The following is a 15,877-nucleotide window of genomic DNA, read 5'->3' as shown; positions in this document are numbered from 1 at the left end:
GGGGACACCGGCGTGCCTCCGATGCCCGTGGGGACCTGTTGCGCGCCCGTGGGGCCTGTGTGTGCGGGTGAGGGGCGCTTGAACGCGCCCGCGCGGGTCTGACTGTCAGTGCCGCCGTCTATCGTGCGGTTCATGACGACTGCTGTGCCGCCCGCCACCACCGAGCTGTCCGCCGACGAGGCCCGCCGGATAGCGCTGCGCGCCCAGGGTTTCCTCGGCGCCCCCGACCGGCGTGGCGGGGCGCGGGGGGTGCTGCGCCATCTCGGCGCCGTCCAGCTGGACACGATCTCGGTGCTGGCACGGTCGCACGAACTGATTCCGTACGCACGTCTGGGCGCCGTCGGCCGCAGGACGGTCGAGGACGCGTACTGGACCCCGGCCCCGGCCGGTACGTCACCGGCGCGGCCACACGCCTTCGAGTACTGGTCGCACGCGGCGTGCATCCTGCCGATCGAGGAGTGGCCGCACTTCGCCTTCCGCCGGCGCGCCTACCGCGCCCGCCCGCACTGGTACCACGAGCTGGCGGACGGCGCGTACGAGACGGTGATCAAGCAGCTGGAGTCCGAGGGCCCGCTGACCGCCACGGAGCTGGGCGGCGCCAAGAACGGCGGGCCGTGGTGGGACTGGTCCGAGGCGAAGGTCGCCGTCGAGCGCGCGCTCATGTACGGCGAGGTCGTGTGCACGCAGCGGCGCGGCTGGAAGCGGGTCTACGACCTCGCGGAGCGTGCCGTCCCCGACGAGTTCCTCCATGACGATCTGGAGGACGCGGAGTGTCTGCGCCGGCTCGTACGGCTCGCGGGCCAGTCGCTCGGTATCGGTACGCGCGCCGATATCGCCGATTACCACCGCCTCAAGGGCGAGCAGGTCGACGCCGTGATCGCGGACTCGGGGCTGGTGCCGGTGACCGTCGAGGGCTGGGGGAAGCCGGCCTGGGCCGATCCGGAGGCGCTGGCGACCGCTCCGAGGGGGCGGCACCGCACGACGCTGCTGTCGCCGTTCGACTCCCTCATCTGGGAGCGGGCCCGTACGGAGCGGATCTTCGGCTTCACCCACCGGCTGGAGGCGTATGTGCCCAAGCCCAAGCGGGTGTACGGCTACTTCGCGATGCCCTTGCTGTCCGGGGGAAGGCTGCTGGGCCGTGTCGACCCGGCGCGGGAGGGGAAGACGCTGGTGGCGAAGCAGGTGTCCCTGGAGACCCCCAGGGCCGTGGGGCCGATGGCCCAGGCGCTGCGGGAGGCGGCGGAGTGGGTCGGCTGCTCGGACGTACGGGTGGAGCGGGTCGACGCGCCCGCGCTGCGCGGCCCGCTGGCGGACGCGCTCACCGCCCTCTGAGGCCCTTCCCGCCCTTTGAGGCCCTTCTCGCCCTCTGAGGCCTTCACCGGGCCTCCATTACCCAACAGGGTCAGACGGCCGGCTCTGCATACCATCAGCGGATTTCGAGGATCTTCTCCCGCATCGCGTAGACCACGGCTTCCATCCGGGAGTGCAGTTGCAGCTTCTCCAGGATGTTGCGGACATGGTTCTTCACGGTGTTCTCGGAGATGAACAACTCCTTGGCGATATCACGGTTGTTCATTCCCGTGGCGACCAGTTTGAGGACTTCCAGTTCCCGGTCGGTGAGGCGCGGCGCCGGAACGAGCCTGCGTTCGTCGGTGCGCTGAATCATCGATTTGAACTCGGTCAGCAGTTTGGACGCCATCGACGGGCTGATCTGCGACTGGCCGTCGGCCACGGCGCGAATCGCGGTGGCCACTTCATCGGTGGAGATCTCCTTGAGGAGATAGCCGGTGGCGCCCGCCTTGATCGCGTCGTAGAGGTCGGCCTCCTCGTCGCTGATCGTCAGCATGATGATCTTGGCACTGGGGGCCACCTCCTTGATGGAGGTACAGGCCTCGATCCCGCCGCGCTTGGGCATCCGGACATCCATCAGCACGATGTCCGGCAGCAGATCGGCGGCCTTGTCGACGGCCTCCGCGCCGTCGCCGGCCTCTCCGACGACCTGGATGTCCTCCTCCTGGGCGAGGACGATCTCCAGTCCGCGGCGGAAGAGGGCGTGGTCGTCCACGACGAGGACCCGGATCGGCTCCCTGCGGGAGTCGCCCCGTTCCACGGCGGCATCGGACCGGGCGCCGCCGATCGTGTCGTCGGCATCGCTCGCGTGATGCACCGGACCGAAGCTGTCCGCCATCGTTCCCTCCCCTGAAGGCCATGGCCCGAATTTCCCGAGGGCCGGCCAACCGCAGTTCGCGGACCACTTGTTGGCCGCGACACCATGATTTCATGCCCAGGCGCCGAAGCGATGGTCCTTGGGGGCGCACAACGGTGCCCCTGAGGCCGCCAAGGGCGCTCAGGGGCACCGCGGGGCATGGATTCCGGACTCGATCCGGCCGGATTCCTGACGTGATCCGGCCGGATTCCGGTGGTCCCGGCCGGTGCGTCAGCCGCCGAGGGCGCCGCCCGCGCCGCCCGCTTCCGATCCGGCGAGCGGATCCGTCCTGAGGTGAATGACGCCGTAGTCGTAGGCGTGGCGCCGGTAGACGACGCTGGGTTCCTTGGTGTCGGAATCGACGAACAGATAGAAGTCGTGCCCGACCAGCTCCATTTCGTAGAGCGCCTGATCGAGCGTCATCGGAGCGGCGACATGGGTCTTCTCCCGTACCACGAGCGGCCCTTCGCCCTGCACCTCAAGAGAGCAGACCATCGTGGTGGGAACGGTCTGTGCCGCCTCCTGCGCCGCGGTCTCGCCGTTCGCGTTCAACTGGGCCACCCCAGGAACGACATCGACGACCTCGGCCGCCGACAACCGGCCGTTCCCCCGGCGGTTGTGACGCTTCTCGTGCTGCTTGCGCAGCCGTGCCTCCAGCTTGCCGGTGGCCAGATCGAGCGCCGCGTACGGATCGGCCGCCGCCGCCTCCGCGCGGATCACGGGGCCGCGGGAGTGGAGCGTGATCTCCACCCGGTCACACCGGTCGGCCTGCCGCGGGTTGTGCTCCTTGGACACCTCGACGTCGAGGCTGATCACCTTGCCGTCGAGCTTCTGGATCTTCTCCAGCTTCAGCTTCTCGGCCACGTGCTTGCGGAACCGCTCGGGTACCTCTGTCTTGCGGCCCTTGACGACGATGTCCACGCAGAACTCCGTTCCCGGATCACTCCGCCTCGTTGCGGAGTTACTCCCTGTTGCACCAGACCCCGGTAACCACCGGAGCCTCGGACTTGGCGACTTTCACCTCCTCCTCCCCCATCGGCATCATTCCCATCCCCCGAAATTCCAAGGTTCTGAAAAAGCCGACGCAACACGGGGTATTCAGCGAGTCATGGCTCGCTCCACTCCTCATCTCCGAACATAGCCCTCTCGGACGGGTGTCGGCACCCGCTACCGGCACGTACCTCTGTTCAGTTGTTCTCCTGCCCTCTTTACCTGCAACGATGCGCGCTTCCGGTCAGTTCCGGTTTATTTCGAAGGAGAGCGGCGGCGCGGCGACAACTGCCGCGCTCACCTGGCCGAATCCCGAATTGCCGGAGCCGATCGCGGCACGCAGTGCCCTCGCCGCCTCGACGAGCGAGGCGCCCGTCGTCATGAGATCGTCCACCAGCACCACCCTGCCGCCCTCCAGGAGCCTCGCGCCCCCGACGGCGACCTCCAGCGCCCCCGACAGGTTCGCCTGCCTCTGACGGGCGCCGAGGCCCGCCTGGTCGGCCACCGCGCGCCGCTGCCGCAGCACCGGAAGGACCCGGCACGGCCGGTCGGCACGCCGCAGCTCCCCGGCGGCGGCCAGCGCGATCCTGCGGGCCGCGTCGTGCCCACGCGCCCCGACCGCGCGGCGCGTGGAGGGCACCGGCACCAGCAGCAGCGGACCGACCCCCGTGCCCGACGGCGCGGCGGCCCGTACGGCCCCGGCCAGGGCCCGCCCCAGCGGCGCGGCCATCCCGAGCGCGCCACGCTCCTTGTGCGCCAGCAGCACGGCCCGTACGGCGTGCTCGTACGGCGCCGCGGCGTGGACGGCCGGCAGCCCCGCGGGCTCCGGCGCGGGCCGTACCCGGCACGGCCAGGTGCCGTACAGCGCCCGCCCGCAGTCCTCGCACAGAGGTGTCCTGGGGCTGCCGCAGCCGCCACAGGCGACCGGCAGCACCAGGCCGGTGATCTCCCGCCACCACGCCCGCATGGAATCCACTGTGCCAATGACGAAGGCGCCCGGCCACCCCTGTGGACAACTCGTTCGGGCAAAGATCCGGTTCGCTTCGGCACACCCCCGGCCGCGCACCCGTTCCCACTCACCCCCGGGCCGCGACCGGCCCGTGCGTGTCAACCGGGGTAGACGGGCGACGAGCCCACCTCGACCATCGTCTGCCAGTTCCCCCCGGAGGGCAGCCGGACGATCCCCGCGTCGTCGGAGTCGGCCACCAGCGGCTGCCGGTCGTCGTTCGCCGCCGCGATCCCGGTCACCTGGTTCAGACCGGGCAGCACACTCGCCGCCGAAGTCGAACCATCGGTCTGGATATAGCGCACCTGCTGCACACCGCCGGACTCCTTGCCGACCACCACCAGCCGGCTCGGCCCGGCCCAGGACACCGCGGTCACGGTCTCCATCTGCGGGGCCACCGACTGGAGTTGTGCCACGGACACCGTCGGATCGGCCGCGGAGCCGCTCCGCTCCACCCGTCCGATCTGCAACGTGGTCCGGCCGCCCTCGGACACCAGCAGGGCGATGCGTACCCCGTCCGCCGACAGGCGCAGCCCCTGGATACGCCCGTCGCCGAGCCCCTCGACCGTGACCGGCGTCGGCGCACCGGTGCCCTCCGCGAACCGCAGCAGCCGCGGCTTGCCGGGGTCGCGGTCCGCGATCCAGAGATCGCCGTGCCCGTCCCAGCTCGGCGGTGACAACCGGCTGCGCGCCGGGCCGTCGCTGGACACCAGCGCCGGAGCCAGCTCGCCGTCCGACAGTATGGAAGACACATAGAGCGACTTGGCATCGTCCGTAACACCCGCCGCGCGCTTCTCGTCGCGGGCCACCGCGACCGAGCCGAGCTTCACGCCGCCGGTACCGAACGGTCCGATGACGTGCGACCGGTCGACACCCTCGTCGGCGCTCGCCTGCAACAGCGACAGCCGCCCGTGGTCGTCGACGAAATACGGGTTGTCGGGCCGGCCGGTGGTGCGGTCGGGCGCGAACTCCTCGGCCTGGTCGCCGCTGAGCACACAGAGCGAGGACCCGTCGGCCAGCAGCTCGACCTGCCCGACCGGTGTGGAGGTGAGATCCCGCAGGGTGAAGAGCAGCTGCGCCGCCATCTTCCGGCACTGCGTACGGCCCGCCTTGGACGCCTTGTCGTTCAGCGGCACCTTGAGGGCGTTACGGTCGTCGAACTCCAGCGACTTGGTGCCCTTCTGGAGCGCCGTACCGGCGGGGAAGGGCGAGTCAACCACCGGCTTCAGCCAGTTCGTCGGCCCGTCGAGCAGCACCTTGACCGCCTGGGTCACCGGATCCATCCGGGTCGTGGGGTCTATTCGCTGACGGATGTAGACGGGGTCGGCGACCAGCCAGTTCTCCCCCGACGCGAAGTAATACTTGTTGACCGACCGGTAGTTGCGCTGGAAGTCCGACTCACCGAGCACCAGCCCCTGCGGCAGGCTGTCGATGCGCCACTCCTTGGCGCCTCCGACGGTCTGCCGGACCAGCCGGATCTCTCCGGCGTACTCGCTCGGCTCGGTCGGCTGATAGGCGTGTACGGAGTCCACGTCCGCGATCCGGTCGCCGTACAGCGGATAGGTGAGAACGGAACTGTCGGTGCCGGACAGCTCCTTCGGGCCCGCCGGGTCGGGCGCGGCGCGCAGCACCGTCGTACCCGCACCCGGCCGCCAGTACTCGGACGCCTTCTTCGTCAGATACTTCCTGGCCATCGCGAAGTCGGGATCATCACTGGTCATGGCCTCAAGGAAGCCGTTGACGATCTCGTCCGGCTCCGCCTTCTCCCGGGGCGGCACGGCATACACCCGCACCTGGGACTCACCGGGCGGCGACGCCTTGACCGGCTCGACATCGCCGCTGTCGGGGATCGAAGCGCACCCGGCCAGCAGCGCGGCGACAGCCGCCAGCAACGTCGGCGTCCGGACCGCTCTCGCCGTCCCCTGACGACCCGGCCCATGACGACGGCGGTCAGCGCCCACGAATTGTGTCCTCCCGCTCAGGAGTCCGGCGTACAGAGTGATCGGAGTGATCGGGTTCGCTCCCGGACAGCCGCTCCCCCGCGGGACGCGCGACCACCCGCGCGCCGCTGCCGGGCAGCGCGGCCGGATCCACCGCCGCCGCCGTGCGGGGCGGGGCGGGCACACCGGGGGCTCCGGCCTGCGCGGAGCGGTCCGCGCCGGGCTGGAGCGGCACACTCGCCAGCCGCTGCGCGGTCTCCTTGAGATCCTGGGCTTCCTCGCGCTCGCGGTTGCGCCGGGAATCCTCGGGCTCCAGCGGTATGGGCGAGCCGCGCAGTGCCTCGTCCGCCGTACGCGGCAGCGTCAGCCGGAACTGGGAACCGCCGCCCGGCTCGCCCCACGCCTGGAGCCAGCCACCGTGCAGCCGGGCGTCCTCGACGGCGATCGACAGCCCGAGACCCGTCCCCCCGGTCGTCCGGGCACGGGCCGGATCGGCCCGCCAGAACCGGTTGAACACCCGTGTCGCCTCGCCGGGCTTGAGCCCCACGCCGTAGTCGCGTACAGCGATCGCGACCGCCCCGCCCGCCGCGCCAAGACGTACGACGACATCCCGACCCTCGCCGTGCTCGACGGCGTTGACGACGAGATTGCGCAGCACCCGCTCGACCCGGCGCGCGTCGGCCTCCGCGACGACGGGCTGCTCGTCCCCGAGAACCCGGATCCTGCTGCCCTTGCGCTCCGCCAGCGGCTCGGCGCCACCGATCACCCGGCGCACCACTTCGCGCAGATCTATCGGCTCGGCCTCCAGCGCCGCCGCGCCCGCGTCGAACCGGCTGATCTCCAGCAGATCCGACAGCAGCGACTCGAATCGGTCCAACTGGTCGCCGAGCAGTTCCGCCGAGCGCGCCGTCACCGGATCGAAGTCACCGCGTGCCTCATGGATGACGTCGGCGGCCATCCGCACGGTCGTAAGAGGCGTACGCAGTTCGTGCGAGACGTCGGAGACGAAGCGCCGCTGCATCCTGGACAGCTCCTCCAGCTGCTGGATCTTGAGCTGGAGGTTCTGCGCCATCTTGTTGAAGGCCTCACCAAGGCGGGCGATGTCGTCCTCGCCGGTGACCTTCATCCGCTCCTGGAGACGGCCGGTGGACAATCGCTCGGCGATCCCCGCGGCCATCCGCACGGGCGTGACGACCTGCCGCACCACCAGCCAGGCGATCGCCCCGAGCAGCACCACCACAAAGAGCCCGGCCGTGGCCAGCGTGCCCTTGACCAGGTTGAGCGACTGCTGCTCCTGCGTGAGCGGAAATATGTAGTAGAGCTCGTACGCGTTACGGTCGACGTCGTTCAGCCGCTTGCCGATGATCAGCCCCGGCTCCGGCTCCCGGTCCTCGGTGGCCCCGGTGTACTTGATCTGGGCGTACGCCTGGAACGGACCGGTCCCCTGCGCGACCGCCGTCCGCAGATCCGCGGGAACACTGGCGAAGTCCACCCCGCCCGAGACACGCGGCGCCCGGCTGGTGGACACGGCGTCCGCCGCGTCGGGGCTCAGCGCCACCACATTGAACGCGCCAGGGCCGCCACTGGCGAGTTGTTCGACGAGGTCGGACCGCCAATTGACGGAGTTCCTCCCCGATCTGCCGTTCGTCCCGTCACCCTCGCGGGCACCGGGCGCCGCCGGGGCGTCGGCCTTCTCCTTCGCCACGGTGAACCCGCCGGCCGCCTGGCTCTGCGCGGCCTTCTCCTTGGCCTCCAGCAGTCCGTTGCGGACCTGGCCGATCACCACGAACCCGAGCAGCAGCACCACACCGAGCGACATCAGCAGCGTCGCCGCGACGACCCTCAGCTGGATATTGCGCCGCCACAGCCGTACGGCGGGCAGCAGCGGACGCCGCACCCAGCGCACCAGGAGCCGCAGCACCGGTCCGCCGGGTGAGCCGTCCTGGAGCAGCCTGCCGCTCTGGAACAGCCGGACGAACCGCGCCAGCGCATGCCCCGGCCCGGCAGCCCGCCCCGCACGGACTCCCGGCTCACCGGGCTTCGGGCCAGCGCTGCCGCCGGTCATGTCAGCTCGGTCCCGCCTTGTAACCGACCCCGCGGACGGTCACCACGATCTCGGGCCGCTCGGGGTCCTTCTCGACCTTGGAGCGCAGTCGCTGCACATGCACATTGACCAGCCGGGTGTCCGCGGCGTGCCGGTAGCCCCACACCTGCTCCAGAAGCACCTCACGGGTGAACACCTGCCACGGCTTGCGGGCGAGCGCGACCAGCAGGTCGAACTCCAGCGGCGTCAGGGCGATCGACTGCCCCTCCCGTTTCACCGAGTGACCCGCCACATCGATGACCAGATCACCGATGGCCAACTGCTCCGGCGCCGGCTCCTCGGACCTGCGCAGCCGCGCCCTGATACGCGCCACCAGCTCCTTCGGCTTGAACGGCTTGACGATGTAGTCATCGGCCCCGGACTCCAGCCCGACCACCACATCGACCGTGTCGCTCTTGGCCGTGAGCATGACGATGGGCACCCCGGACTCGGCCCTGATCAGCCGGCACACCTCGATACCGTCCCGGCCGGGCAGCATCAGATCCAACAGCACCAGATCCGGCTTCGCCTCACGGAAGGCGGCGAGTGCCTTGTCACCGTCCGCTACGAACGACGGCTCGAAACCTTCACCACGCAGCACAATGCCGAGCATCTCGGCCAGTGCGGTGTCGTCATCGACGACAAGGACACGTCCCTTCATATCGACATCATCCCATTAGCTCATCGTTACCCTGGCGTGACCTGGCACACAGCTCCGCGATTCCGCCCCCGGTCACCGGGGACAGCGCGCCGTAATCGGTGACGATCGCCGTCACCAGTTCCGGAGGGGTGACATCGAAGGCCGGGTTGAACGCCTGCGTTCCCAGCGGCGCCACCGGCATCCCACCTCCCGCCTCCACTCCCGCCACCGCTGCGCGCGGTGCCGTGAGCTCCGTCACTTCCTGCCCCGGTCGTTGCTCCACTTCGATCGACGCCCCGTCCGGGGTATCGAGGTCGATCGTCGTGATCGGGGCGACCACGACGAACGGCACATGGTGATACCTGGCCAGCACGGCGAGCGGATAACTCCCCACCTTGTTCGCCACTGACCCATCGGCCGCGATCCGGTCCGCCCCGATCAGGACGGCGTCCACTTCCCCCGCCGCGAAGAGCGAACCCGCCGCGTTGTCCGTGAGCAATGTGTACGCCATCCCGTTGCGAGCCGCCTCGTACGCCGTCAGCCGGGCGCCCTGGAGGAGCGGACGGGTCTCGTCCACCCACAGGCGCCGCAGCCGGCCGGCCCGGTGGGCCGACAACGCCACGGCGAACGCGGTGCCCTCCCCGCCCGAGACGAGCGCCCCGGTATTGCAGTGGGTCAGGATCCGGTGGCCGCCACCCGGCAGCAGTTCATCGAGGAGCGTAAGCCCAAACGCCGCCATCTGCGCGCTGGCCTCGGCATCTTCGCGGTGCAGCCGCCTGGCCTCGGCGAGCGCCGCCGCCCCCGCCTGCTCCGCGTCGGCGCCCTTCTCGACCGCCGTCCGGTACGCGTCAAGCGCCCGCCGTACCCCGTACCCGAGGTTCACCGCGGTGGGCCGCGCCCCGGCCAGCCGCTCCGCCGCGTCCTCCACGTCGAAGCCCCGTACCGCGGCCAGCGCCACCCCGTAGGCGCCCGCGATACCCAGGAGCGGCGCCCCGCGCACCGCCAGTGTCCTGATGGCACGCACCAGAGCGGGTACGTCGGTACAGACCAGCTCGGTCTCCTCCGCCGGAAGCCTGGTCTGGTCGAGAAGTACCAGCACGGGCCCTTCCGGCGGCTCGTCCCAGCGGATCGACGGAAGCATGGACGGCCCGGCGTCGGCCGGGGATCGTGCGTACTGATCAGCCATTCGCTCAGTCTGCCCGCTGCGGCACGGACAATGAAGGCGAGGACGGAGCAGAGAAGGAGACACGGCCCCCGGTCCGCCGGGGCGCGGCGCGTGACACGATGGCTGCCAGCCCGCCGCCCCGCTCCGCGGACAGGCGCCGTTGAAGCGCCGGCTCGCCGAGCCGGCCCCGCAACCAATCCACGAGGTGGACGACCGTGAACGACACTCCGGGCTGGGCCTCGCCCGGATCCGCCCCGTCCGACGGCCAGGACGCCGGTGTGCCCAAGCCCGCCGCGCCCGCCGATGACACCGGCTCCTCCTCGAAGTGGTCCGCGGCGCAGCCGCCGGCCGGTCAGTGGTCCCCGCCGAGCGCCCCCGGCACGGGCCCCGCCATTCCCCGGCCCACACAGGGCTGGGGCGGGCCCTCCCAGGGCGGCGGTCCCGGCTGGGGCCCGCCACCCGCCGCCAAGCCGGGCGTCATCCCCCTCCGCCCTCTCGGTGTCGGCGAGATTCTCGACGGCGCCGTCTCCACCATGCGCACCCACTGGCGGGTGGTGCTCAGCGTCACCCTCGCCGTCGCCGTGATCTCGCAGATCAGCGACATCCTCTTCCGCCGCTACCTGCTCCCCGAGCCGGTCGAACTCGACCCGAACGCGAGCCCGTCGGAAGTTTTGAGTCAGGCCGCCGACTCGCTCTCGTCCACTCTGGTGGCCGAGATCCCGTCGCTCGTCATCCTGGTGATCGGCACCCTGTTCACCACAGCCGTGCTCACCGTCGTGATCAGCCGCTCCGTGCTGGGGCGCCCCGTCACGCTCTCGGAAGCCTGGAGCGAGGCCCGTCCCCGGCTCCCGCAACTGCTGGGCCTGACCCTGCTGCTGCCGCTGATGAGCGCCGCCATCATGACCGTCGGGATCCTCCCCGGCCTGCTGATCGGCTCCGCCGGAGGAGCCGCGCTCACCGCGCTCGGCGGTATGGCCGCTCTCGTCGTCATCGCATGGCTGATGGTCCGCTTCAGCCTCGCGTCGCCCGCGCTCATGCTGGAACGCCAGAGCGTGCTGTCCGCCATGCGCCGCTCCGCCAAGCTCGTCACGGGCGCCTGGTGGCGCACCTTCGGCGTACTGCTTCTTACGCTGCTGATCACCTTCCTGATCTCGATGATCATCGCCATCCCGTTCGTGTTCATCGCCTCCGCGGTGGACAGCGGAGGTCTCGCCGGCCTGTACTCCGGCGAAGGCCCCGCGTTCGACTGGCCGTACCTGATCGTCACCGGCATCGGCTCGGTGATCGCCGCCACGATCACCTATCCGATCTCCGCCGGCGTGACCGTGCTCCTCTACGTCGACCAGCGCATCCGGCGCGAGGCCCTCGACCTCGAACTGGCGCGGGCCGCGGGCGTGGCGGGCTACGGCACTCAGCCGCCGGGCAGCGGCTCCCCGGGGAACTGAGCCGGTGTCCATCACGGGGGCAACGACACGCGCGCGGCAGCTGATCCGCGCCGACGACGGCATACCGGTGGACACCCCTCGCGTTCCCGCCCGTGAAGCGGCGGAGCGGGAGCTGTCCAGGCCGATGTACCACGAGAACGACCCGAACCTCCTCCAGCGCGCCCTCAACCGCTTCTGGGAGTGGGTCGGTGACCTCTTCGCCTCCGCCTCCGGCGCGGCCCCCGGTGGTCCGCTCGGTCTCGCCGTCATCGCGCTGATCGTGGTCGCGCTCTTCGCCGCCCTCTGGTGGCGACTGGGCACCCCGCGCCGCATACCCGGGACGGCGCGCACACTCTTCGACGAGGGCCCCCGCAGCGCGGCCGAACACCGCGCCACCGCGGAGACGCACGCCGCCGCCGCCCGCTGGAACCCGGCCGCCCAGGAACGCATGCGCGCGATCGTCCGCTCCCTGGAGGAACGGGCCCTGCTCGACCCGCGCCCCGGCCGCACCGCCGACGAGGCCGCCTCCGAAGCCGGCCGCCCGCTCCCCGGCCACGCGACCCGGCTCCGCACGGCCGCCAGGGAATTCGACGACATCACATACGGCGGCCGCACCGCCGACGAGGAGACATACCGGCGGCTGAGCGCACTCGATCTCGATCTGGAAAGAGCGAAACCGCAGCTGAGCACCGTCTCCGGAGGAACGGCCGAGTGACCTCCACGATCAACTCCACCTCGCTCTCCCCCACCACCCGACAGGTCTGGACCCGCAGCCGCGGACTCCTCCTCGCGCTCGTCATTCTGCTCGCGGCCGGGATCGCCATGGCCGCCCTCAACTCCGGTGACCAACACGGCCGCCTCGACCCGCGCTCCGCCGACCAGTTCGGCAGCCGCGCCGTCGCCGAGCTCCTCAAGGACCGCGGAGTCTCCGTCGAACCCGTCACCACCCTGGACGACGCCACCGCCTCGGCCGGCCCCGACACCACGCTCCTCGTCACCAACCCCGACCTGCTGACAGAACAGCAGCAGCGCTCCCTGCGCACTGCGACGGCATCCTCGGGAGGCCGCACCGTCCTGCTCGGCGCCGGTCCGCCTTCCGTCAGCACCCTGGTGCCCGGTGTCCGTACGAACACCCCCGCGCCGGTCTCGGCCCGCGCCCCGCGATGCTCGCTGCCCGCCGCCGACCGCGCGGGCACCGTCGACATCGGCGGCGAGCGATACGTCAGCGACCTCACCGACGCGGACGCCTGCTACATGAGCGACGGTGTGCCGACCCTGCTCAGGATCACGGAGACCGGCTCGGAAGCCGGTGACACCGTCCTTCTCGGCTCTCCCGACATCCTGTACAACGACCGCCTCGACCAACGCGGCAACGCGTCGCTCGCCCTTCAACTGCTCGGTTCCCGGCCTCATCTCGTCTGGTACCTCCCCTCGCTCAGTGATGGATCCGCCGCAGAGAGCGGCGGCGACAGTGACTTCCTCGGCCTCATCCCCTCCGGCTGGCTCTGGGGCGCCTTCCAGCTCTTCCTCGCCGCGGTGCTCGCCGCCGTCTGGCGTGCCCGCAGGCTTGGCCCTCTCGTGGCCGAGCGGCTCCCCGTCGCCATCCGGGCCTCGGAGGCCACCGAAGGCCGCGCCCGCCTCTACCGCAAGGCGGACGCCAGGGACCACGCCGCCTCGACCCTGCGCTCGGCCGCCCGCGACCGTCTCGCACCCCTCCTCGGCGTGCCGCCGACCAGCGCCCACTCCCCCGACGTCCTGATCCCCGCCGTCTCCGCCCGGCTCCCGGACACCACCCGAGATCCGCGCACCCTGCTCTTCGGTCCGGCGCCGACCGACGATGCCGCTCTCGTCCGCCTCGCGGACCAACTCGACGCCCTCGAAAGAGAGGTACGCACCTCATGAGTGCCCCGACCGCACAGAACGCCGCCAACGCCACGAACACCGGCGACGCCGGGAACACGGACAGCGCCCGCGCTTCCCTGGAGGCCCTGCGCACGGAGATCGCGAAGGCGGTGGTCGGCCAGGACCCCGCCGTCACCGGGCTTGTGGTCGCCCTTCTCTGCCGAGGGCATGTGCTCCTCGAAGGAGTCCCCGGCGTCGCGAAGACCCTCCTCGTACGGGCACTCGCCGCGTCCCTCGAACTCGACACCAGGCGCGTCCAGTTCACCCCCGATCTGATGCCGAGCGACATCACCGGCTCCCTCGTCTACGACGCGAGGACCGCGGAGTTCTCCTTCCAGCCGGGTCCCGTCTTCACACATCTGCTGCTCGCCGACGAGATCAATAGGACGCCGCCCAAGACCCAGTCGGCGCTGCTTGAGGCGATGGAGGAGCGCCAGGTCACGGTCGACGGCACACCCCGGTCACTGCCCGACCCATTCCTGGTGGCCGCCACCCAGAACCCGGTCGAATACGAAGGCACTTACCCCCTCCCCGAGGCTCAGCTCGACCGATTCCTCCTCAAACTGACCGTCCCGCTGCCGTCCCGCGACGACGAGGTCAATGTCCTGACCCGCCACGCGCAAGGCTTCAATCCGCGTGACCTCCAGGCCGCGGGGGTACGGCCCGTCGCCGGGCCCGCCGACCTGGAAGCGGCACGCGCCGCCGTCGCCAGTACAACCGTCACACCCGAGATCGCGGGCTATGTCGTCGATATCTGCCGTGCCACTCGTGAATCCCCCTCACTCGCACTGGGCGTCTCCCCACGAGGCGCCACCGCCCTGCTCTCCACCGCTCGCGCCTGGGCCTGGCTCACCGGCCGGGACTACGTCACCCCCGACGATGTGAAGGCCCTGGCCCTCCCCACACTCCGCCATCGCGTCCAACTCCGGCCCGAGGCCGAAATGGAGGGCGTCACGGCCGACTCCGTCATCACCGCGATACTCGCCCATGTCCCCGTCCCCCGATGAGCCGGTGACCCATGGCCCTCACCGGACGAACCGCGCTGCTCGCGGCCCTCGGCTCACTCCCCGTCGGCCTCTTCGCCCCCAGCTGGGCGGGCATCCTTGCCGTCAACGCGCCGCTCTCACTGGCAATTCTGTGCGACTACGCCCTCGCCGCACCAGTGCGAACGCTCCGATTCACCCGAAGTGGTGATACATCAGTTCGACTTGGTGACAGCGCCGAGGTCCATCTCACCGTCACCAACCCCTCGGGCCGCCGTCTGCGCGCTCATCTCCGCGACGCCTGGCCGCCGAGCAGCTGGCTCCCCGGCACCGAGCACGCGACGTCACGGCACAACTTCACCGTGCCGGCAGGCGAGCGCCGTCGGCTGACCACGCTGCTCCGCCCCACCCGCCGCGGCGACCGCCAAGCGGAGCGGATCACCGTGCGCTCGTTCGGCCCCATGGGTCTGGCGGCCCGCCAGGGTCATCACAAGGTCCCCTGGACCGTACGCGTGCTGCCCCCCTTCCACAGCCGCAAGCACCTGCCCTCCCGGCTGGCCCGTCTTCGGGAACTGGACGGCCGTACGAGCCTGTTGACCCGCGGCGAGGGCACCGAGTTCGACAGCCTTCGCACATACGTACCGGGGGACGACACCCGGTCCATCGACTGGCGGGCCACCGCGCGTCAGTCGGCCGTCGCCGTACGTACCTGGCGCCCCGAACGCGACCGGCACATCCTCGTCGTCCTCGACACCGGTCGCACGTCGGCCGGCCGTGTCGGCGACGTCCCCCGCCTCGACGCGGCCATGGACGCCACACTGCTCCTCGCCGCGCTCGCCTCACGAGCAGGCGATCGACTGGACCTCCTCGCCTACGACCGCCGCATCCGCGCTCAGGTGCGGGGCCGAGCGGCGGGCGATGTGCTGCCCGCGCTGGTGAACGCGCTGGCTCCGCTCGAACCGGAGCTCGTGGAGACCGACGCGCGCGGCCTCGCCGCGGCAACACTGAAAAACGCCCCGCGTCGCTCACTCATCGTGCTGCTCACCACGCTCGACGCAGCGCCCATCGAGGAGGGCCTCCTCCCGGTCCTGCCTCAATTGACCCGACGCCATACGCTCCTGGTGGCGTCCGTCGCGGATCCCCATGTCGAGAAGATGAGCCGGGAGCGGGGCGCGGTGGACGCGGTCTACGAGGCTGCCGCCGGCACACAGGCACAGGCACAGCGACGTCGTACGGCGGAACAATTGCAGCGTTACGGGGTCACTGTCGTGGATGCCACCCCAGAGAACCTGGCTCCGGCCCTCGCCGACGCTTATCTGGCATTGAAGGCTGCGGGACGTCTCTGAGAGCGAGAGTGAAGATGGGCAGCTAACGGCTTTAGTCGGCTGCCCATTTTCGCTACTCAAGAAATGGCCCTGAACGCAGGAATGCCCCGCACCATAAAGGTGCGGGGCATTCCCACAATAATTGTTCGGCGGCGTCCTACTCTCCCACAGGGTCCCCCCTGCAGTACCATCGGCGCTGTGAGGCTTAGCTTC

The 15,877-nt window shown here is 70.6% G+C and carries 13 protein-coding genes and 1 rRNA gene; 6 read left to right on the top strand and 8 right to left on the bottom strand.

What is annotated here, in order from left to right; genetic code table 11:
- The first annotated feature begins 132 nt into the window (after nucleotides 1–132).
- Nucleotides 133–1,332 carry a winged helix-turn-helix domain-containing protein gene (locus tag ABTZ59_RS17135; protein WP_351397465.1) on the top strand — a complete coding sequence of 400 codons (1,200 nt, stop codon included), beginning with the start codon at nucleotides 133–135 and terminating at the stop codon, nucleotides 1,330–1,332.
- A 94-nt stretch (nucleotides 1,333–1,426) separates the two neighbouring features.
- Here the strand turns inward: ABTZ59_RS17135 and ABTZ59_RS17130 are convergent, their stop codons facing one another.
- From ABTZ59_RS17130 to mtnA, 7 genes are all read right to left on the bottom strand, one after another.
- Nucleotides 1,427–2,188: a response regulator gene (locus ABTZ59_RS17130; protein ID WP_351397462.1), complete on the bottom strand. Its 762-nt coding sequence runs from the start codon at nucleotides 2,186–2,188 to the stop codon at nucleotides 1,427–1,429.
- A gap of 249 nt (nucleotides 2,189–2,437) precedes the next feature.
- Complete coding sequence (gene hpf / locus ABTZ59_RS17125) at nucleotides 2,438–3,127, bottom strand: ribosome hibernation-promoting factor, HPF/YfiA family (protein ID WP_249953393.1); 690 nt, start codon at nucleotides 3,125–3,127, stop codon at nucleotides 2,438–2,440.
- A 313-nt stretch (nucleotides 3,128–3,440) separates the two neighbouring features.
- Nucleotides 3,441–4,163, bottom strand: coding sequence for a ComF family protein (locus ABTZ59_RS17120; RefSeq protein ID WP_351397459.1), 723 nt, complete (start codon nucleotides 4,161–4,163; stop codon nucleotides 3,441–3,443).
- 140 nt (nucleotides 4,164–4,303) lie between these two features.
- Nucleotides 4,304–6,163 carry an LpqB family beta-propeller domain-containing protein gene (locus ABTZ59_RS17115; RefSeq protein WP_503002999.1) on the bottom strand — a complete coding sequence of 620 codons (1,860 nt, stop codon included), beginning with the start codon at nucleotides 6,161–6,163 and terminating at the stop codon, nucleotides 4,304–4,306.
- Complete coding sequence (gene mtrB, locus ABTZ59_RS17110) at nucleotides 6,153–8,207, bottom strand: MtrAB system histidine kinase MtrB (RefSeq protein ID WP_351397454.1); 2,055 nt, start codon at nucleotides 8,205–8,207, stop codon at nucleotides 6,153–6,155. Before mtrB ends, ABTZ59_RS17115 begins: the two co-directional genes overlap by 11 nt.
- 1 nt (nucleotide 8,208) lies before the next feature.
- Nucleotides 8,209–8,886: a two-component system response regulator MtrA gene (gene mtrA / locus ABTZ59_RS17105; RefSeq protein ID WP_005486885.1), complete on the bottom strand. Its 678-nt coding sequence runs from the start codon at nucleotides 8,884–8,886 to the stop codon at nucleotides 8,209–8,211.
- A 7-nt stretch (nucleotides 8,887–8,893) separates the two neighbouring features.
- Nucleotides 8,894–10,051 carry an S-methyl-5-thioribose-1-phosphate isomerase gene (mtnA, locus tag ABTZ59_RS17100; protein WP_351397448.1) on the bottom strand — a complete coding sequence of 386 codons (1,158 nt, stop codon included), beginning with the start codon at nucleotides 10,049–10,051 and terminating at the stop codon, nucleotides 8,894–8,896.
- A 194-nt stretch (nucleotides 10,052–10,245) separates the two neighbouring features.
- Here mtnA and ABTZ59_RS17095 point away from each other — a divergent pair, with 194 nt between their 5' ends.
- The 5 genes from ABTZ59_RS17095 to ABTZ59_RS17075 are packed head-to-tail and all read left to right on the top strand — an operon-like array spanning nucleotide 10,246 to nucleotide 15,685.
- Nucleotides 10,246–11,475 (top strand): glycerophosphoryl diester phosphodiesterase membrane domain-containing protein, encoded by a 1,230-nt coding sequence (locus ABTZ59_RS17095; RefSeq protein WP_351397445.1) that lies wholly within the window; start codon nucleotides 10,246–10,248, stop codon nucleotides 11,473–11,475.
- 4 nt (nucleotides 11,476–11,479) lie between these two features.
- The gene (locus ABTZ59_RS17090; RefSeq protein WP_351397442.1) at nucleotides 11,480–12,169 is read left to right on the top strand and encodes a DUF4129 domain-containing protein; all 690 of its coding nucleotides are present in this window, start codon (nucleotides 11,480–11,482) and stop codon (nucleotides 12,167–12,169) included.
- Nucleotides 12,166–13,356, top strand: coding sequence for a DUF4350 domain-containing protein (locus tag ABTZ59_RS17085; protein ID WP_351397439.1), 1,191 nt, complete (start codon nucleotides 12,166–12,168; stop codon nucleotides 13,354–13,356). The genes ABTZ59_RS17090 and ABTZ59_RS17085 overlap by 4 nt, the downstream gene beginning before the upstream one ends.
- On the top strand, nucleotides 13,353–14,363 hold the full coding sequence (locus tag ABTZ59_RS17080; protein WP_351397436.1) for an AAA family ATPase: 1,011 nt from the start codon (nucleotides 13,353–13,355) through the stop codon (nucleotides 14,361–14,363). Before ABTZ59_RS17085 ends, ABTZ59_RS17080 begins: the two co-directional genes overlap by 4 nt.
- 11 nt (nucleotides 14,364–14,374) lie before the next feature.
- Nucleotides 14,375–15,685, top strand: a complete 1,311-nt coding sequence (locus tag ABTZ59_RS17075) for a DUF58 domain-containing protein (RefSeq protein ID WP_351397433.1) — start codon at nucleotides 14,375–14,377, stop codon at nucleotides 15,683–15,685.
- Nucleotides 15,686–15,808: 123 nt separating this feature from the next.
- Here the strand turns inward: ABTZ59_RS17075 and rrf are convergent.
- A 5S ribosomal RNA gene (rrf, locus tag ABTZ59_RS37395) occupies nucleotides 15,809–15,877 on the bottom strand; the annotation flags it as partial.

The organism is Streptomyces sp. NPDC094034, from assembly GCF_040303865.1.
Classification (GTDB): Bacteria; Actinomycetota; Actinomycetes; order Streptomycetales; family Streptomycetaceae; genus Streptomyces.
Note: the sequence above shows the minus strand (reverse complement) of the source record. Positions and strands in the feature narration are given on the sequence as shown.